The organism is Arthrobacter sp. HS15c (assembly GCF_040812005.1).
Taxonomy (GTDB): domain Bacteria; phylum Actinomycetota; class Actinomycetes; order Actinomycetales; family Micrococcaceae; genus Arthrobacter.
This window is the reverse complement of record NZ_JBFOHM010000008.1, coordinates 237,037-254,849: the sequence shown is the minus strand read 5'-3', so window position 1 is coordinate 254,849 and position 17,813 is coordinate 237,037. Positions and strand designations below refer to the sequence as shown.

Sequence of the window (17,813 nt, the reverse complement as noted above, 5' to 3'; positions counted from 1 at the left end):
AGGCAGGACGGCTAAACTTGGATGGTGGCTTTCCTGAAATACTCCCTGATCCGGCTGGCGCTGTTCGCGCCGCTCTTTGTGCTGTTCCTCTACCTGGGCCTGGGGGCAGTGATGTCCGTCATCTGCGCCGCCGGCATCGCGTTCGCGGTCAGCTACCTGTTCTTCCAGCAACAGCGCGACGACGCCACCGCGGCCATGCGCCGCCGGTTCACCGGCAAGGCCAAGCCGCTGCGCACCGCCGGTGAGGTGGACGACGCGCAGGCCGAGGACGCCCTGGTGGACAGCAACCCGGACGTCACCATCAGCACGGATGCCAAGCCGGCAGGCCCCAAGCCCCCGGAACCGAAGCCTTCGGAACCCAAGGGCACCAACAGCTAGAAGCCGTGGCTGAGCACCAGTCCCAGTGAGAACAGCAGGCTGTAGCCGAGGTTGATCAGGCCGGTCTGCTTCAGCACCGGGATGAGGCTCTTGCGCTTGCGCCCGTTGATCATCAGCCAGGCCGGCATCAGGCAAGCGGGGATGAGCAGCAGGACGATCAGCATCCACGGACGCCCCGGCGCCAGGATGATCACCAGCAGGATGGCCACGGCCAGCATCAGCACGTAGCTTTCCCGGGCATGCTTGTCGCCGAGGCGCACCGCCAGCGTTTTCTTGCCGGCCTGGATGTCCGTGGGGATGTCGCGGACGTTGTTGGCCATCAGCAGGGCGCAGGCGATGAGCCCCGTTCCGATCGCGCCGATGATGGACGCAAGGTTGATCTGACCGGCCTGCGTGTACGTGGTGCCCAGCGTGGCCACGAGGCCGAAGAAGACAAACACAAAAACGTCGCCCAGGCCCATGTAGCCGTAGGGGTTCTTGCCGCCGGTGTAGCCCCAGGCGGCCATCACGCAGCCCAGTCCCACCAGGATCAGCCACCAGCTCTGGGTGATCACCACCAGCACCAGGCCAACCACCATGGCGGCGGCGAACGCGCCGAAGGCCGCATACTTGACGTGCTCGGGCTGGGCGGCGCCGGACCCGACGAGGCGCAGCGGGCCCACCCGGTCCTCATCCGTGCCGCGGATGCCGTCCGAGTAGTCGTTGGCGTAGTTGACACCGATCTGCAGGAGCAGCGCCACGAGCGCGGCCAGGACCGCGTTGAAGAGCAGGAACGAATCCATTTCGTAGGCTGCTGCGGTGCCGATCAGCACCGGGGCGATCGCCGCCGGCAGTGTGCGGAGTCGGGCGCCTTGGATCCATTGTGCGGCTGTGGCCACGGTAAGTACCTCGTGTTGGGTCGGGGTTCGGCGAATCGGTGACGCACCGGCCGCGAAGCCGCGGCCGGTGCAGGACTACTTTACTTTCCCTGGTGCAGGGAATTGAGCCGGCCGGTCATGGCCAGGCGGTCCGGCTTGCCGTTGGGCAGCATCAGCAGCTCCGGGGCGGTAAGGACGGTTTTCGGTGCGAGGAGCCCCAGCGTCCGGTGCCATTCCTGTTCAAGGACGACGGCGGGATCCCCGCCGGATGCGCCATGACCTGCGGCATCGCCCGGGGCGGCTGCGGCAAACCCAGGCGAGACGGCCACATAGGCGGCCACGGCCTGCCCCCACTCCGCGGACGGTACGCCGGCCACAAAAGCCGCCGTGACGCCGTCGGACTTCTCCAGTTCTTCCTGCACGTGCGCCGCGGAGACCTTGACGCCGCCGGTGATGATCACGTCATCGGCGCGGCCGAGGACGGTGAGCCGGCCGTCGGCGTCGAGGCTGCCGAGGTCGCTGGTGCGGTACCAGCGGACGCCGTCCTCCTCGAAGAAGACATCCGCGGTCTGGTCCGGGGCGTCCAGGTATCCGGCGGCGATGGTGTCGCCGCCCAGGAGGATGCGGCCGTCCTCGGCGATCCGGACGGCCGAGCCTTCCAGCGGGTAGCCGTCGTAGATGCAGCCGCCGCAGGTTTCAGCGGAACCGTACGTGGTGAACACCCGTACTCCGGCTTCGCGTGCCGCGTCCAGGAGCTGAGCTGACGCCGGGGCGCCGCCCAGAAGGACCCCGTTGAAGCGCCGCAGCGCCGACAGGGTTTCCGGGGACGGGTCCTCCAGGAGCCGCTGCAGCTGGGTGGGGACAAGGGAGGTGTAGCGGTGCTTGTCCGTCAGCTCCAGGGCCGCCGCGGTGAAGGCCTCCGGGGTGAAACCGTGCGACATGTCCATCACCCACGGGCGGGTGCCGGCGAAGAGGGAACGCACCAGGACCTGCACGCCGGCGACGTACTGCACCGGCAGGGCCAGCAGCCACTGGCCCTCTCCCTTGAGCGCGAACGCGGTGGCCATGGAGGAAGCGGCCAGTGCCTCCACTGTGAGGATGGTGGCTTTGGGGGTCCCGGTGGATCCGGACGTGCGGACCACGGCCACGGCGTCGTCGCAGCCGGGGGTCTCCACATGGCCCACCACCAGGCCGCCGTCGTCGCCGACGGAAAGTTCGACGGCGGGTCCCTCACCGTGGAGGGCGGCGGCCAGCGCCTTGAGGGCGGGGTCGATGTCTACGGGGCCGATATTCATGGGTCCGATGTTCATGGGAGTCCTGCCTTAGAAGTAGTGCGGGAAACGGGACCAGTCGGGGTCGCGTTTTTCCAGGAACGCCTCTTTGCCTTCTACGGCTTCGTCCGTCATGTACGCCAGGCGGGTGGCCTCGCCGGCAAAGACCTGCTGGCCGGCCAGGCCGTCGTCGGCGAGGTTGAAGGCGAACTTGAGCATGCGGATGGCCTGCGGGGACTGCCGGGCGATGTCGGCGGCGTACTCCAGGGCCACGTCCTCAAGCCGTTCGTGGTCCACGGCCTCGTTCACCGCGCCCATCCGGACCATGTCGTCGGCGGAATATTCGCGGGCGAGGAAGAAGATTTCGCGGGCTGTCTTCTGGCCAATCTGGCGGGCCAGCAGCGCCGAGCCGTAGCCGGCGTCGAAGCTGCCCACCGTGGCGTCGGTCTGCTTGAACTTGCCGTGCTGGCGGGAGGCGATGGTGAGGTCGGAGACGACGTGCAGGGAGTGGCCGCCGCCGGCCGCCCAGCCGTTGACGACGGCGATGACCACCTTGGGCATGGTGCGGATCAGCCGCTGGACTTCCAGGATGTGGAGCCGGCCGGCGCGGGCGGGGTCGATCGTTTCCTGGGTCTCGCCGTCGGCGTAGCGGTACCCGTCCCGGCCGCGGATGCGCTGGTCCCCGCCGGAGCAGAAGCTGTGCCCGCCGTCCTTGGGGGAGGGGCCGTTGCCGGTGAGCAGGACGGTGGCCACGTCCGGGGTCATCCGGGCGTGGTCCAGGGCGCGGTAGAGCTCGTCCACGGTTCCGGGGCGGAAGGCGTTGCGTACTTCCGGCCGGTTGAAGGCGATCCGGACCGTGGGCAGGTCCCTGGTGACGGAACCATCCGCGGCACGCTCCACCTGGCGGTGGTACGTCATGTCCTGGAAGTCGTCAAAGCCGGACACTGTGCGCCAGCGGGACGGATCAAAAACGTCGGACACCTTGGCGGGGAATTGGTTGCTCACCGGACAAGTCTAGTAATCGGCCCAGCTGATGCAGAATCCCCTCTGTCCCGGCCCGGCAGTCCGCGAAGCGTGGAGGTTCAAGCAATCCGCGGCAGTCTGAATATTCAGTCCCATGCGTCCAAACTACGACGGCGGCGGGCCGGCCGGCAGGGTAGGCACTCCCTTCTCCATCGTTGGAAATTGTGTGTACGTTATCTTGACATATTGTCATGACATGGATCACAGTTGGGGGAGGAAAGGCTTTTCCGAATCGTTGGCACTGCGGCCTCCGGGCCCGCCGCCAGCATCTTCCAGCCATGCCCCGCAGGCACGGCACGCATCGTGAGACAGGACAGAGCATTGTCAGAGCAGACAAGAATCTCCAGCATCAGCCGCAGGCAGTTCGGACTGACGGCCTTTGGCCTCTCAGCCATCGCCGTCGGACTTTCAGCCTGTGGGGGCGGCGGAGGCGGTACAACTGACGGCGGGGCCAAAACCCTTCAGCTGGTCCTTTCCGGCGACACCAACCAGGGCGGGGCGTTCGCCGCAGCCGCCGCCAAGTACAAGGAAGCCACCGGCATCACCATCGAGGTAGTGGACGTTCCAACCGCGGACATCACCACGAAGCTCAAGAACGCCGCCACCGCCAACGACCTCCCGGCCCTGGCCCGCGTCACCGGCCTCGACCCGCTGTGGGTCAACCAGCTCCAGGACCTCACGGACATCGCCAAGTCCCGGAAGATCGACGAAAAGTTCCTGCAGGAAGCCCCGGACGGAACCATTCCGGCCATCCCGTCCGACCTCACCGCCGTCGGGCTGTTTGTGAACAAGAGCCTCTTCGCCAAGGCCGGAGTGGCGTTCCCCACGGCCATCGAGGACGCCTGGACCTGGGACGAGTTCGTCGCTGCCGTCAACGAGGTCCGCGAGAAGGCCGGCGCCAAGTACGGCGTGGTGATGGACCGCTCCGGCCACCGCCTGCGCGCCATGATGTACGAATTCGGGAGCAGCGCCTTCGCCAAGGAAGGCGACAAGTACGCAGCGGACGACGAAGCCGTGGAAACGCTCGAATACTTCCAGAAGCTCAACGACGACAAGACCATGCCCAAGGCCGTCTGGCTCAGCGGCGAGGACGGCAACGCCATGTTCAAGAGCGGCCAGGTTGCCGCGTACTACTCCGGCAGCTGGCAGGTTGCCGACTTCAACAAGAACATCAAGGACTTCGAATGGATGTCCGTGCCGCTGCCCAAGAAGGAAGCCAACGCCACCAACCTTGGCGGCGGATTCATGATCGCCTTCAAGGACACCGGCGCCGATGAGGAAGCCAAGAAGTTCATCGAGTGGTTCTACGACGACGCCAACTACACGGAGTTCGCCAAGCTTGGCGGGTACCTGCCGGTCAAGGCAGACCTTAAGGTTGACTACCCGTTCCAGCAGTCCTCCTTCGAGCTGTACCAGAAGCAGATTGCCGGCAACGAGGCCAAGGGTGACAACGCCATCAAGCGCGTGGTGGCCGAGGCCTACGCGGAGACACCGTTTTCCGGGGACCCGCTGCGGGAGGAAACCGTCAAGATGCTCGGCGGCAGCCAGGACGCCAAGACCACGGTGGAAAACATCGTGAAGCTCTACAACGGTGCCTGATCGGTGGCTAATCCAACATTGAGCTCTACGGTGACGCCGGGGAAACCCGGCACGGGCGCCGTGCGGAGCAAATCCCAGATGAAGCGGCACAACCGCTACGTCCTCGCGCCGCTGATCCTGATCGGCGTCAACGTGGTGCTCTTCCTGGTGTTCTTCGTCTGGCCCGGTGCGCTCGGACTGATCTACTCCTTCACGGACTACCGCGGTGTGGGCAAGCTGAACTTCATCGGCCTGGCCAACTTCCAGAAGCTTTTCGCGGACAGCACGTTCTATGCCGCGCTGAGCCGGACCTTCCTGTATACGGTGTTCTCGGTGCCGCTGGTTTATGTGTCGTCGCTGGGCATTGCGGCGCTGCTGGTCAGTAAGGCCACCAGGGGCCGCACCGCCGCGAAGGTGATCATCTTCCTTCCCTGGCTGATCTCCCCGATCGTGGTGGGTGTCATCTGGAAGTGGATGTTCGGCCAGGACTTCGGCTTCGTGAACTTCGTGATCTCCACGCTGGGCGGCAGCCCGGTTCCGTGGTCCAGCAACGGAAACCTGGCCCTGATGGTGGTCATCTTCGCCTCGGCCTGGGGCGGCACCGCCTTCAACATGCTGCTGTTCATCGCGGCGCTGAAGAACATCCCGGAGGCGCTGCTGGAGGCGGCCGAGCTGGACGGCGCCAACGCGTGGCAGCGGTTTCGGCACGTTACGCTGCCGGGCATCGCGCCGACGTCGTTCATGGTCATCCTGCTGTCCACCATCCACGCCATGAAGGAGTTCGCCATGATCCAGGCGCTGACCAACGGCGGCCCGGGCACGGAGAACACCCTGATCGTCCAGTACATCTACAAGACCGGCTTTGAGCAGTCCAAGGTGGGCTACGCGAGTGCCGCGTCGATGGTGCTGATGGTGGTCCTGCTGGCCATCGCGCTCATCCAGCTGCGCTTCAACAAGAAGAAGGGCTGACCCATGGCAACCGCTGCCAACCTGCCTCCCGCCGTCGCCGAAGAGTCCGCCCTCGGCGCCGAGAAGGCCGCCGCCGGTACGGCCAAACGCAACAACCGGGAGGGCCGGACCAAGCTGTCCGCGCCCCTGACCGGTGTGCTGTGGCTGATCGTGGCCATCTACGCACTGCCGCTGCTGTGGTTCCTGCTCAGCTCGTTCAAGCCCGGCAGCGAGCTGTTCAGCTATCCGCTGTCCATGATTCCGCGGGAATGGACGTTCCAGGGCTTCTTCGACGCCTGGGAGCGGGTGGACTTTGCCCGGTACTTCCTGAACACCGCCACGGTTTCGCTCGTGACCACCGTGCTCACCGTGTTCTTCAGTGCCTGCACCGGCTACGCGCTGGCCAAGTACAACAACAAGGGCACCCGGCTGTTCTTCGTGTGCATCCTGGCCACCACCATGCTGCCCACCGAAGTGATCCTGAACCCCACGTTCTCGGTGATCCGCGACCTTGGCCTGTACAACTCGCTGGCCGGCATCATCGTGCCGTCCGTGCTGACGGCCACGGGTGTGTTTATGTTCCGCCAGTTCTTCCTGACGGTTCCGGATGACCTGCTGCATTCGGCCCGGATCGACGGTGCCAGCGAGCTGGCCATCTTCTTCCGGATCATGCTGCCGCTGTCCAAACCCATCCTGTTCACGCTGGCCATCTTCTCCTTCCAGTGGCGCTGGAACGACTACATCTGGCCGCTGATCGTGCTCAATGATCCTAAGTGGTACACCCTCCAGGTGGCACTGCGCAGCATCGTGGGCGCGGAGAACATCGACTGGCCGGTGCTGCTGGGCGCCTCGGTGATCTCCATCCTGCCGCTGGTGCTGGTGTTCGCCGTATTCCAGAAGTACGTGCTCAACGCCGACGTCTCGGCCGGCCTGAAGGACTAGACAGTGATCGTTGTGAAGGACGGGATAGTGAACCAGCCGCAGGCATTGGCCGCCGACGCCGCGTTCCTTGGCGGGCTGGTGCAGGCCGCGGACGCCTACGTGGACGCGCTGCTTGAAACCGACGACGGCGGCGTGGCGGCTCTTCCGCACCGCGCTGCCATGAGCCGGCTGCTGGCCCTGGCCACGGTGTACACGGAAACGGGGTCCGCGCACCGCGGTGCCGCGGAGCTTCCCGCGGCCATGGCCGCCTGCGTGGCGCGGCTGGAGCACCTGCAGGGGCCCACCGGCCTGTTCGACGGCACCAACCTGAGCTCGCCGCCGGACTCGGCCTTCACCATCAACGACGCCTGCATGGCGCTGGAGATCATCGGCGCGTCCGGGGACGGCGGGGTGGACGACGGCGGGGCGGACGGCGGTCTGGCAGACGTACGATGGCGGCTGCGCGCCGTCGTCGGACGCATCACTGATGCGCTGGTCACCGGGGGAGTGCACACCCCCAACCACCGGTGGGAGCTGTGCGCCGCGCTCGCACGGATCCATGCGCTGCAGGGGCGCGAGGGCAGTCCCCGTCCGGAGATTGCGGAGCGTATCGGGCAGTGGCTGGCCGAGGGGATCGACCAGCTGCCGGACGGCATGTATTCCGAGCGCAGCCCACTGTATGCCACCGCGGTCACCAACCCGTCGCTGCTGGCCATCGCCGACTACGCCGGCCGGCCCGAGCTGCTGGAACATGTGCGGGGGAACCTGGCCGCGTTCCTGCCCTGGTTCAACGCCGACGGCAGCACCGAGTCCCTGTTCTCGCGCCGCCAGGACCAGTGGTTCACGTTCGGCGGCGAGGCCTTCCAGCTGCTGTACCGCCGGCTGGCCAACCAGGACGGCCGTGCGGACTTCGCCGCCGCGGCCGCCTGGCTGCGGCAGTTCCCGCTGCTGGAACCGGCCAAGGCGCTGGCCAGGACACGCCTTGATCCGTGGCTCGGGCTCGAGCTGCCTGCTGCCCACGACGGCGGCCTTCTTCCGCCCGTCATGGCTCCGGACCGCGCCGCGCTCGCCAGCTGCGGGATCCAGCGGTTCTGCGCGGCCGGAAACGTGGTGACCGTCTACGGCGGCTGCGACGACCTGGTGCCGGGCGTGGTGTCAGGGCTTTCGAGCAACCCCACCTTCCTGCGCCTTGCCCACGGCGACGCCGTGCTTACGGACGTGCGGCTCTCGCGCAGCTTCTTCGACCTGGGCCCGTTCCGGAGCCAGTCGGTCAGCGCCGGTGCCGATTCCGGCGCCGGTACCGTCCGCCTGAGCGAGGAACAGCGGGCGAACTTCTACCTGCCCCTGCCGGCCGAAAAGCACCGGGAGGACGGCATCTACGCCCTGGGGCACGAGGGCCGCTTCAGCGCCAGCATGGACTTTGGTAACCGGCCCACGGTGGAGCACCGGCTGGCCACGGCCATCACCATTCACACGGGCGGCGGCGCCGGGGGCGATGTCGTCGAGCTGGAGCTGGACTTCGACGGGGCGGACACGTCGTTCGCGCTTGAGCTGACCTTCCGTCCCGGTGGCGAGCTGACCGGGGCGGCGGGTCCCGCCGTCGTGCCTTCCGGTGCTGCCGGCGGATCCGGCGGAGAGGCGTTCCAGCTGACATCGGGAACGGGAAGTTACCGGGTGGGGGACGACGTCATCGAGTTCGGTCCGGGCATCCCCGCTGACCCCGACAACCCGCCTGTGTACAACCCGGGTGAGGCCTACCGGTACCTTGCCGGGTCCAACGCCACGGACGGCGTCAGGGTCTACATCACGGGCCGGACCCGCGGGATCCACCGCTTCACGCTGCGCGGACGGAGCCTTTCCTAGGGTTGGCCCCTAAGCCTGGACCTGCTGGAGCTGCTCGAACAGCTCCGGCGGGATGGCGTAGATGAACACCACGGCCAGCAGGTTCTTGGCGGCGTGCACAAAGTAGGAGAACATCAGGTTTTTCCCCGTCCACACGTACACGAACACCAGCATGGCGCCCATGGCCAGGTAGGGGAGCAGGGCCGTGAACGTCATGGCTTCCTGGCCTGCGATGTGGATGCCTGCGAACAGAATCACGGATAACGCGCAGCACAGCCAGATGTTGAGGCGGCGACTGAGCTTGCCGATCAGCAGGTGCCGGAAGATGTACTCCTCCACGAACGGGCCGATTACCACCAGCACCGGGATCATCAGCCAGGCCGGAACCTGCTGCATGAGCGTCTGCAGGCTGGCCTGATTCGCTGAAGTCCGGACGTCGCCGCCGGCCGCCACCACGAGGGCGGTGAGGATCATCATGGCCACCACCGCCGCCGGCACCATCATCAGCGTGAACCACGGACGGGTGGCCAGGACGCGGAGGTCCCGGGCCACCACCCGCCTCGCCGCGAAGAGAGCCAGGGTGCCCACGCTGCCGTAGATAGCCAGGTTGATCCAGTAGGACGCCACGGCAGGGCTGGGAGCCAGTTGCCGCAGGAACGGCAGGAGCAGTTCCCCGGCCAGGGCAACGAACGCCCCCACCGCAACGTAGAGGCCCAAGGTGCCCAAATCGAGGCCGGTGAACCGGTACAGCTCAGGCTGCGGAGCCGGTGGCCGCCGGTGTGTCGTGGTCATACGTTCAGCCTAGCTCCACCCCAACTAGGTAGCAGTAGGTGTCGTTTTGAGCACTGAAAACGACATCTGCTGCTACCTGGTTGGGAGGGGGAGGCTCGGAAACGTGCGGCGGGCGTCACATTGCGGGGGCGGTTCGGCGTCCCGTAGAATGTTCGGCATGCCTAACTTTCTGTTTCGGCGCGCCAAAGTAGCCGCCCGAACGTTCGCCCGGACATCCGCGGCGTTCCGCGCTGCCGGCGCTTCCGCCGTCGTCCTCCTCTCCCTGACTCTTGCTGCCTGCGGCGGTGACGCGGGCGGTGGTGCCGCCGGCGGCGACAAGCCCGTGGTCCTGACCACCTTCACCGTGCTGGCCGACGTCGCCCGGAACGTTGCCGGGGACAAACTCACCGTGGAGTCCATCACCAAGGCAGGCGCGGAGATCCACGGCTACGAGCCCACCCCGGGCGACATCCGGAAGGCCTCCAAAGCCGACCTCATCCTGGACAACGGCCTCAACCTCGAAGCCTGGTTCGCCCAGTTCGTCGAGGGCCTGGACGTGCCCCACGCGGTGGTGAGCGACGGCGTGGAGGTGATGTCCATCAGCGAGGACTCCTACCAGGGCAAGCCGAACCCGCACGCCTGGATGTCGCCGGTGAACGTGCAGATCTACGTGGACAACATGGTGAAGGCCTTCAGTGAGCTTGACCCGGACAACGCCGCGGCCTTCAAGGCCAACGGCGACGCCTACAAGGCCGAACTGCAGGCTGTGCAGGACGAGATGAAGACCAGCCTCGCCGGGCTCCCGGAGAACCAGCGCGCCCTGGTGACCTGCGAAGGCGCCTTCTCCTACCTTGCCCGCGACGCCGGGCTCAAGGAGGTCTACATCTGGGCGGTCAACGCCGAGCAGCAGGCCACCCCGCAGCAGATCACCCGTGCCATCGAGTACGTCAAGGCCAACCAGGTCCCTGCCGTGTTCTGTGAATCCACGGTGTCGGATGCCCCCATGCAGCAGGTGGTCGGTGCCACCGGAGCTACGTTCGGCGGCGTCCTGTACGTGGACTCATTGTCCGAGGCGGACGGACCCGTGCCCACCTACCTGGACCTGATCAGGCACGACGCCGACCTCATCACCAAGGCACTGGCCGGGGCAAAACCATGACTGCCCCCGCCATCCTGGTCGAAAACGTCACCGTCCATTACGGCGAAGTCCTGGCGCTCGATTCCGCGTCCCTCAGCCTCGATGCCGCCAGGATCTGCGGCCTGATCGGCATGAACGGCTCGGGTAAATCCACGTTGTTCAAGGTGATCATGGGAATGGTCAAGCCCGACGCCGGCACTGTACTGATCGGCGGACAGTCACCGTCGAAGGCGCGCAAGGAGGGCGGGATCGGCTACGTGCCGCAGAGCGAGGACGTCGACTGGCAGTTCCCGCTGTCCGTCCGCGACGTGGTGATGATGGGCCGCTACGGGCACCAGGGATTCACCCGGCGCCCCTCCAAAGCGGACCGCGCCGCCGTCGACGAAGCCCTGGACCGGGTGGAGCTGGGCGAGTTCGCCGGGCGCCAGATCGGCCAGCTGTCCGGCGGGCAGAAGAAGCGGGCGTTTGTTGCCCGCGGCATCGCCCAGGGCGCCACCATGATGCTCCTGGACGAACCCTTCGCCGGCGTGGACAAACGCTCCGAGGCCACCATTAGCCGGCTGCTGCGCGAACTCGCCTCCGACGGCTGCACGATCCTGATCTCCACCCACGACCTCCACGCCATGCCGGCCCTGTGCGACGAAGCCGTGCTGCTCATGCGCCGCGTCCTGATGCACGGCGCGCCGGAACTGGTGCTGCAGCCGGAGAACCTCGCCATGGCGTTCGGACTGGACGTGCTGAACCGCGACCTCCCGGTGTCCGATGCGGAATCCGATCCCGAATCCGATGCCGCCCGCGCCGAGAACAGGGGCTGATCCGTGGACTTCCTGGACATCCTGCTTGAACCGCTGAGCTACGACTTTATGGTCCGCGCCATCGTCACCACCGCGCTCGCCGCCGTCGTCTGCGCTGTCCTCAGCTGCTGGCTGGTACTGATCGGCTGGTCCCTGATGGGCGACGCCGTCTCCCATGCCGTGCTCCCGGGGGTTGTGCTGGCCTACATCGTCGGCGCCCCCTTCGCGTTGGGCGCCCTGGTGTTCGCGCTGATCGCAGTCACCCTGATCGGGGTGGTCCGCAACACCAGCCGGGTGAAGGAGGACGCAGCCATCGGCATCGTCTTCACCTCGCTGTTTGCGCTGGGCCTGGTGCTCATCTCCGTCACGCCCAGCCAGACGGACCTGAACCACATCATCTTCGGCAACCTGCTGGGCGTCAGCATCCCGGACCTCATCCAGGTGCTGGTGCTGGGAGTGGTGGCGTTCGCGATCCTTATCCTGAAGCGCCGCGACCTGACCCTCTATGCCTTTGACCCCACGCACGCCCACGCCATCGGACTCTCCCCGAAACGGCTTGGCGCGCTGCTCCTGGGGCTGCTGGCGCTGACATCGGTGGTGGCGCTGCAGACCGTGGGGGTGGTGCTGGTGGTGGCCATGCTCATCATCCCCGGCGCCACCGCCTACCTGCTGACCGACCGCTTCAACCGCATGCTGGTCATCGCCCCGGTGGTCTCGGCCGTGTGCTCCATCGCCGGAATCTACCTGAGCTACTACCTGGACACCGCCTCGGGCGCCATGGTGGTGCTGACCCAGGGCGTGGTGTTCGCCGCCGTCTACCTCTTCAGCCCGCGTCAGGGACTGATCGGGACCCGGCTGGCGAAGGCGCGGCGCAGGAAAGCTGTGGCTCTCGCCGGATAACTGTTCCCGCCCGTAAGGTCCGACGGCGGCACCCGGCCCGGGTGCCGCCGTCGCGCTGTTGTTCAGCTTGACGCCGCGGCGTCGGGCGGGGCAGGCTGGTGCGATGAAGTCCTAACCAGCAGCCCGGCCACGCCGGACTGTTTCCGAAAAACCAGGGCCGCCGTCGAGCGCTGGATGAACCGTCCGGTTCAGCCCCGGCGGCCACACCACGGAACACTGCGAGGACTTCCCTTGACTGAACACCTGAACCTTTCCGACGTCTCCCACGGCTACGGCGACCGCCAGCTCCTGGACCGCATCAGCCTGGTCATCAATGCCGGTGAGCACGTGGCGATCGTGGGCGAAAACGGCGCCGGCAAATCCACGCTGCTCCGGATCCTGGCCGGCCTCGAAACCCCCGACGAAGGTGCTGCCGCCAGCCATGGCCGGGTGGGCTACCTCGCCCAGACGCACGGCCTGCCGGAATCCTTTACGGTGGGCGCGGCCGTCGACGCTTCGCTGGAATCGCTGCGTGCCCTTGAGGCGGAGCTTGACCGGCTGGAGGCCGGGCTGGCCGATGCCGAGGACGACGAGCTGGAAACCTACGGCCGGCTGCAGACCGAGTACCAGCTACGCGAGGGTTACGCCGCCGAGTCCCGCGTGGAGGCCGCACTGGACCGGCTGGGCCTGGGCGGCCTGGACCGGAACCGGATTCTGGGGTCGCTGTCCGGCGGCGAACAGGAGCGCGTGGCGCTGGCCTGCGTCCTGGCCGATCCGGCGGACATCCTGCTCCTGGACGAGCCCACCAACCACCTGGACGCCCGCGGCACCGCCTGGCTGGAGGACCGGCTCGCCGCGCACCGCGGCACCGTGGTGGTGGTGTCCCACGACCGCGTGCTGCTCCGCAAGGTGGCCACCACCGTGATCGAAGTGGACGCCGAGCGCCGTGCCGTGACCCGCTACGGCAACGGCTACGACGGCTACCTCCGCGAGAAGGCCGCCGAACGCCAGCGCTGGGTCCAGCAGTACCACTCCTGGATTGATGCGATGGAGGCCGAAAAGCTCCAGGCGGACACCGTGGCCGGGACCATGGGCTACGGCCGGAAGCGCGACGGCGACAAGATGAGCTTCGGCTTCAAGGCCGGCACCTGGCAGAAGGCCGCGAGCAGCAAAGTACGGAACGCCCAGGAACGCCTGCGCCGGCTCGAAGCCAGCCCCGTGGACCGGCCGCCCGTGCCGCTGCGGCTGAACGCGGACCTGGCGCTGGACCCCGCGGTTCCTGCCGGGGCGCCGTCCGGGGACCCCGCCGGCGCGGCGCAGGATGGCGCGCCTATTCTGGCTGCCCGCGGCGTGAGCGTGCCCGGCCGGCTGGGAACCACCGACTTCCAGGCCGGCGCCGGCGAGAAGATCCTCATCACCGGGCCCAACGGCGCAGGCAAGTCCACGCTGCTGTCCGTCCTGGCCGGGACCCTGCAACCCGCCGGCGGCTCGGTCGAACGGCCCGAACGGATCGGCTACCTGCAGCAGGAACTCGAACTGCCGCAGCGGCCCGCGCTCCGGCTGCTGCCCGCTTTCGCAGCAGGGCTCGGCGGGAACATTGACGAGCATGCCGAGGCGCTCCTTCGCCTGGGGCTGTTCCGCACCAGCGAATTCCACGTCCCAGTGGGCAGCCTGTCCGCGGGCCAGCAGCGCCGGCTCGCACTGGCCCGGCTCCTGCTGGGCGGCTACGGCACCCTGATCGTAGATGAGCCGACCAACCACCTGGCGCCGGTCCTCGTGGAACAGCTGGAGGCGGCGCTCGCGGAATTCGCGGGGACACTGGTGATGGTCAGCCACGACCGCGCCCTCCGGGAGTGGTTCGCGGGGTGCGCGCGGAGAAGCCGCGAGGCGACCCGCGGCCAGGCACCCGGTGCCCACCAGGGCACCCAGCCCGGGAACGCCGCCGTCGGGCACTGGGTCCGGTATTCCATGGACAAGGGCGTGCTCGCGCCGGCCTGAGACGACGGGCCCGCGGAAACGGTGAGGTTTGCGTTAAAGGAAAGTTACGCAGCGACCGGCAGGCGGAAACATCGGCGGCGGAAGATAGGCCAATACCAGTCTTCCCGCCGGCCGAAAGGATCTGTCCGTGATCGCCAAGAACCTTTTCCTGCAGGGCATCTTCCCGTTTGAGGGCACCGGGCTGGAGAAACCCGTCCCGATCCACAGCGAGCTCTCGCACTACGTTCCGGACGGAGTGATCAACCAGGCCCTGTATTTCCGCGGCGGCAATTCCAGCAGTGAACTGATCACGGTGGTCCTGATGCGGAACGGCGTGCCCATGCGCTATTTCCCGATCGGCGCCAAGAGCGATGTCCATGTGCCGCTGCGGGTGGTGGAGGACATCGAAGGCGGCTCGGTGGTGGAACTTTATCTCGCCGCCCCGGACGGTATTGGGGGATCCGTGGTGGTGGATTTGGGCATGGTGGAGCACTGATGACCAGCGTGCTGGACCGGCCGCACGGCAGGCACGCCGGCGCCCCGCCGCGCCGCCGGCTGGTGGTGGTCGGCAACGGGATGGCCGGCGCCCGGGCGGTGGAGGAGATCCTCGCCCGGGGCGGCGCGGACCAGTTCGTCATCACGATGTTCGGCGACGAGCCCTACGGCAACTACAACCGGATCATGCTCAGCCACGTCCTCTCCGGCGAGGAAAGCGACGCCGACATCTTCCTGAACGCGCTGTCCTGGTACCGCGAAAACAGCATCACGCTGCACGCAGGCGTCCGCGTTGACCGGATAGACAAGGTCACGAAGCACGTCTTCTCCAACGACGGCAGGGTAACGCCGTACGACACCCTCATCATCGCCACCGGGAGCCGCTCGCACATGCCGCCGATGGACGGTCTCCATACACCTGGCGGGTCCGTGAAACACGGCGTGTTCGGCTTCCGCACCATCGATGACACCCGCAAAATGGTTCAGCACGCCCAGCAGGAGCACCACCGCCGGGCCGTGGTGATCGGCGGCGGCCTGCTGGGCCTCGAGGCGGCCTACGGCCTGAAAAGCCACGGCATCGAGGTGGAGGTGGTCCACTCGGGCGGGCACCTCATGAATGCGCAGATGGGGTCCGACGGCGGTGCGGTGCTGCGCAGGAGCGTGGAGGCCCTCGGCATCCGGGTGCATACCTCCAGCCGCACCACCGCTGTCCTCGGTACGGACCGGGTCAGCGGCGTGAGCCTCCGCGACCGGGACGACATCGCCTGCGACATGGTGGTGGTGGCAGCCGGGATCCGGCCCAACGTGGACCTGGCCGTCCTGAGCGGGCTGCCGGTGGAACGCGCCATCGTGGTGGATGACCGGCTGCGGGTCCAGGACGAGGACGACATCTATGCCGTGGGGGAGTGCGTCCAGCACCGGGGTGAGGTCTACGGCCTGGTGGCGCCGCTGTGGGAACAGGCCGTGGTGCTGGCCAACCACGTGACCGGTGCCGATACGTCGTCGGCCTACCTCGGCTCGCGTACCGCCACCAAGCTCAAGGTGGCCGGCGTGGAGGTCGCGTCCATGGGGCTGCACGGCCCCGAACTCGAGACCGACGAGCACATCGTGTTCTCCGAGCCCAGCCGCGGCATCTTCAAGTCCATCGTGGTCCGCGACAACAAGATGGTGGGTGCCACGCTCCTGGGCGACAGCCGGAAGGTGGCGTACCTGACCCAGGCCTACGACCGCGGGCTGCCGCTGCCGGAGGAGCGGATCGCGCTGATGTTCGACGTCGGCGGGCCGGGTGAGGACGTGGGCGTGGCGGAGCTCGACGACGGCGCCCAGGTCTGCAACTGCAACGGCGTTTCGAAGGGGGCCCTCGTGGCCGCCGTGAAGGGCGGCTGCACTACGGTCTCCGGCGCCATGGACGCCACCCGGGCGGGCAAGGGCTGCGGTTCCTGCAAGCTGCTGGTGAAACAGGTGGTGGAATGGGCCGCGGACGGCGCGGTGGAGGAGGACCCGGCGGCCAGCTACTACGTGCCGGGGATCCCGCTGGACAAGCCGGCGCTGATGGCCGCCATCCGGAAACAGGGCCTGCGTTCCGTGTCCCAGGTGTTTGCTGCCCTGGCTCCGGGCTCTGTTGAGGATGCCAAATCCAAGATGGGCCTTGCCTCGCTGATGAAGATGATGCTCGCGGACCGGTACATCGACGAACGCGACGCCCGCTTCATCAACGACCGCGTGCACGCCAACATCCAGCGCGACGGCACGTTCTCCGTGGTCCCGCAGATGAAGGGCGGCGTCACGAGCGTGCAGCAGCTGCGCCGCATTGCCGACGTCGCCGAGAAGCACAACGTTCCGCTGATCAAACTGACCGGCGGGCAGCGGATCGACCTGCTGGGCATCCCCAAGGAGGACCTCCCGCAGGTCTGGGCCGATCTGGACATGCCCTCCGGGTACGCCTACGGCAAGAGCTTCCGCACCGTCAAGACGTGCGTGGGCAAGGACTTCTGCCGCTATGGCACGGGTGACTCCACCAAGCTGGGCATCGAGATCGAGTCCCGGTTCCAGGGGATCGAGTCGCCGGCCAAGCTGAAGCTGGCCGTGTCCGGCTGCCCGCGGAACTGCGCGGAATCGCTGGTCAAGGACGTGGGCGTAGTGGCCGTGGAAGGCGGCCGCTGGGAACTCTACGTCGGGGGAGCGGCGGGCGCCCACATCCGCAAGGGTGATTTGCTGGCCACGGTGGACGACCCCGAGGAGGTGAAGGTCCTGACCGGCCGCTTTATGCAGTACTACCGTGAGAACGCCAACTGGCTGGAACGGACCTACTCCTTTGTGCCGCGGGTGGGCATCGAACACCTCCGCGCGGTCATCGTTGAGGATTCCGAAGGCCTCGCGGCCACGCTGGACGCGGCCATGCAGGCGTCCGTGGACAGCTACGTGGACCCGTGGAGCGAACGCGACGATCCGCTCACGCCGGGCCAGTTCCGGACGTCCCTTCCCCTCACCGTCCTGCCCCAGGTGCCGGTCCGATGAGCGCCGATCCGGTGAACGCGGATTCGATCACCAGGCACGTCCTAGGCCCGGTGGCCCAGATCCCGTTCGGTGAGGGGAGGGCCTTCGGGGTGGACGGCGAGCAGGTGGCGGTCTTTCGGCTCCGGGACGGAACCCTGCGGGCGCTGTCGGCCGTCTGCCCCCACCGCGGGGGCCCCATCGCGGACGGCACCATCGACCGGGAAGTCGTGATGTGCCCGCTGCACCAGCACGCGTTCAGCCTGGAAACCGGGTGTTCCAGCACCGGGGCCGAACCTTTGCGCACATACGGCGTCCAGGAGGATGCCGAACAGAACATTGTTCTGCAAAGTCCCGGCATGTGAGCCAATAGTTTGGCTTAACCCCTGCTGGGTGTAGCCCGCGTCACTTGCTGCGGTTCGAATCTTGTAGGATGGGTAGGCCGCGC

The 17,813-nt window shown here is 67.2% G+C and carries 16 protein-coding genes; 12 read left to right on the top strand and 4 right to left on the bottom strand.

Translation table 11 applies throughout. The features are described 5' to 3' along the window. The first annotated feature begins 21 nt into the window (after positions 1-21). Positions 22-378 carry a DUF4229 domain-containing protein gene (locus tag ABV518_RS15260; RefSeq protein WP_367768131.1) on the top strand — a complete coding sequence of 119 codons (357 nt, stop codon included), beginning with the start codon at positions 22-24 and terminating at the stop codon, positions 376-378. Here the strand turns inward: ABV518_RS15260 and ABV518_RS15255 are convergent. From ABV518_RS15255 to ABV518_RS15245, 3 genes are all read right to left on the bottom strand, one after another. After that, on the bottom strand, positions 375-1,256 hold the full coding sequence (locus ABV518_RS15255) for a 1,4-dihydroxy-2-naphthoate polyprenyltransferase (RefSeq protein ID WP_310165894.1): 882 nt from the start codon (positions 1,254-1,256) through the stop codon (positions 375-377). The two genes, ABV518_RS15260 and ABV518_RS15255, sit on opposite strands and share 4 nt — an antisense overlap. Before the next feature lie 80 nt (positions 1,257-1,336). Then, positions 1,337-2,545 (bottom strand): AMP-binding protein, encoded by a 1,209-nt coding sequence (locus tag ABV518_RS15250; protein ID WP_367768129.1) that lies wholly within the window; start codon positions 2,543-2,545, stop codon positions 1,337-1,339. Between the two features lie 12 nt (positions 2,546-2,557). Further along, positions 2,558-3,511, bottom strand: coding sequence for a 1,4-dihydroxy-2-naphthoyl-CoA synthase (locus ABV518_RS15245; RefSeq protein ID WP_367768127.1), 954 nt, complete (start codon positions 3,509-3,511; stop codon positions 2,558-2,560). A gap of 339 nt (positions 3,512-3,850) precedes the next feature. Here ABV518_RS15245 and ABV518_RS15240 point away from each other — a divergent pair, with 339 nt between their 5' ends. The 4 genes from ABV518_RS15240 (at position 3,851) to ABV518_RS15225 (ending at position 8,839) form a co-directional block, all read left to right on the top strand. Further along, entirely contained in the window at positions 3,851-5,128 is a 1,278-nt protein-coding gene (locus ABV518_RS15240; RefSeq protein ID WP_367768125.1) for an ABC transporter substrate-binding protein, read from the top strand. Positions 5,129-5,206: 78 nt separating this feature from the next. After that, the gene (locus ABV518_RS15235; RefSeq protein ID WP_367768123.1) at positions 5,207-6,076 is read left to right on the top strand and encodes a carbohydrate ABC transporter permease; all 870 of its coding nucleotides are present in this window, start codon (positions 5,207-5,209) and stop codon (positions 6,074-6,076) included. Between the two features lie 3 nt (positions 6,077-6,079). Next, a complete protein-coding gene (locus tag ABV518_RS15230) occupies positions 6,080-6,997 on the top strand; it encodes a carbohydrate ABC transporter permease (RefSeq protein ID WP_367768122.1) in 918 nt (305 codons plus the stop codon). Between the two features lie 3 nt (positions 6,998-7,000). Continuing rightward, positions 7,001-8,839 (top strand): hypothetical protein, encoded by a 1,839-nt coding sequence (locus tag ABV518_RS15225; protein WP_367768120.1) that lies wholly within the window; start codon positions 7,001-7,003, stop codon positions 8,837-8,839. Between the two features lie 9 nt (positions 8,840-8,848). Here ABV518_RS15225 and ABV518_RS15220 read toward each other — a convergent pair whose 3' ends face one another. Next, complete coding sequence (locus ABV518_RS15220) at positions 8,849-9,610, bottom strand: lysostaphin resistance A-like protein (RefSeq protein WP_367768118.1); 762 nt, start codon at positions 9,608-9,610, stop codon at positions 8,849-8,851. Positions 9,611-9,767: 157 nt separating this feature from the next. On the opposite strand from ABV518_RS15220, the gene ABV518_RS15215 reads away from it, so the two are divergent. From ABV518_RS15215 to ABV518_RS15185, 7 genes are all read left to right on the top strand, one after another. Further along, positions 9,768-10,748 (top strand): metal ABC transporter substrate-binding protein, encoded by a 981-nt coding sequence (locus tag ABV518_RS15215; protein WP_367768116.1) that lies wholly within the window; start codon positions 9,768-9,770, stop codon positions 10,746-10,748. After that, entirely contained in the window at positions 10,745-11,542 is a 798-nt protein-coding gene (locus tag ABV518_RS15210; RefSeq protein WP_367768115.1) for a metal ABC transporter ATP-binding protein, read from the top strand. Before ABV518_RS15215 ends, ABV518_RS15210 begins: the two co-directional genes overlap by 4 nt. A 3-nt stretch (positions 11,543-11,545) precedes the next feature. After that, entirely contained in the window at positions 11,546-12,421 is an 876-nt protein-coding gene (locus ABV518_RS15205; protein WP_367768113.1) for a metal ABC transporter permease, read from the top strand. A 231-nt stretch (positions 12,422-12,652) separates the two neighbouring features. Further along, positions 12,653-14,398 (top strand): ABC-F family ATP-binding cassette domain-containing protein, encoded by a 1,746-nt coding sequence (locus ABV518_RS15200; protein WP_367768112.1) that lies wholly within the window; start codon positions 12,653-12,655, stop codon positions 14,396-14,398. A gap of 127 nt (positions 14,399-14,525) precedes the next feature. After that, positions 14,526-14,873: a molybdopterin oxidoreductase gene (locus ABV518_RS15195; protein ID WP_367768111.1), complete on the top strand. Its 348-nt coding sequence runs from the start codon at positions 14,526-14,528 to the stop codon at positions 14,871-14,873. Beyond that, positions 14,873-17,389 carry a nitrite reductase large subunit NirB gene (nirB, locus tag ABV518_RS15190; RefSeq protein WP_367768110.1) on the top strand — a complete coding sequence of 839 codons (2,517 nt, stop codon included), beginning with the start codon at positions 14,873-14,875 and terminating at the stop codon, positions 17,387-17,389. The genes ABV518_RS15195 and nirB overlap by 1 nt, the downstream gene beginning before the upstream one ends. Then, positions 17,386-17,730 carry a Rieske (2Fe-2S) protein gene (locus ABV518_RS15185; protein ID WP_367768109.1) on the top strand — a complete coding sequence of 115 codons (345 nt, stop codon included), beginning with the start codon at positions 17,386-17,388 and terminating at the stop codon, positions 17,728-17,730. Before nirB ends, ABV518_RS15185 begins: the two co-directional genes overlap by 4 nt. The last annotated feature ends 83 nt before the right edge of the window (positions 17,731-17,813 follow it).

What these genes read in the sequence shown, in the direction of transcription:
- ABV518_RS15260 (WP_367768131.1), top strand. Translation starts at nt 22, where the DNA reads ATGGTGGCTTTCCTGAAATACTCCCTGATCCGGCTGGCGCTGTTCGCG.
- ABV518_RS15235 (WP_367768123.1), top strand. Translation starts at nt 5,207, where the DNA reads ATGAAGCGGCACAACCGCTACGTCCTCGCGCCGCTGATCCTGATCGGC.
- ABV518_RS15220 (WP_367768118.1), bottom strand. Translation starts at nt 9,610, where the DNA reads ATGACCACGACACACCGGCGGCCACCGGCTCCGCAGCCTGAGCTGTAC.
- ABV518_RS15185 (WP_367768109.1), top strand. Translation starts at nt 17,386, where the DNA reads ATGAGCGCCGATCCGGTGAACGCGGATTCGATCACCAGGCACGTCCTA.
- ABV518_RS15250 (WP_367768129.1), bottom strand. Translation starts at nt 2,545, where the DNA reads ATGAACATCGGACCCATGAATATCGGCCCCGTAGACATCGACCCCGCC.
- ABV518_RS15210 (WP_367768115.1), top strand. Translation starts at nt 10,745, where the DNA reads ATGACTGCCCCCGCCATCCTGGTCGAAAACGTCACCGTCCATTACGGC.
- ABV518_RS15230 (WP_367768122.1), top strand. Translation starts at nt 6,080, where the DNA reads ATGGCAACCGCTGCCAACCTGCCTCCCGCCGTCGCCGAAGAGTCCGCC.
- nirB (WP_367768110.1), top strand. Translation starts at nt 14,873, where the DNA reads ATGACCAGCGTGCTGGACCGGCCGCACGGCAGGCACGCCGGCGCCCCG.
- ABV518_RS15215 (WP_367768116.1), top strand. Translation starts at nt 9,768, where the DNA reads ATGCCTAACTTTCTGTTTCGGCGCGCCAAAGTAGCCGCCCGAACGTTC.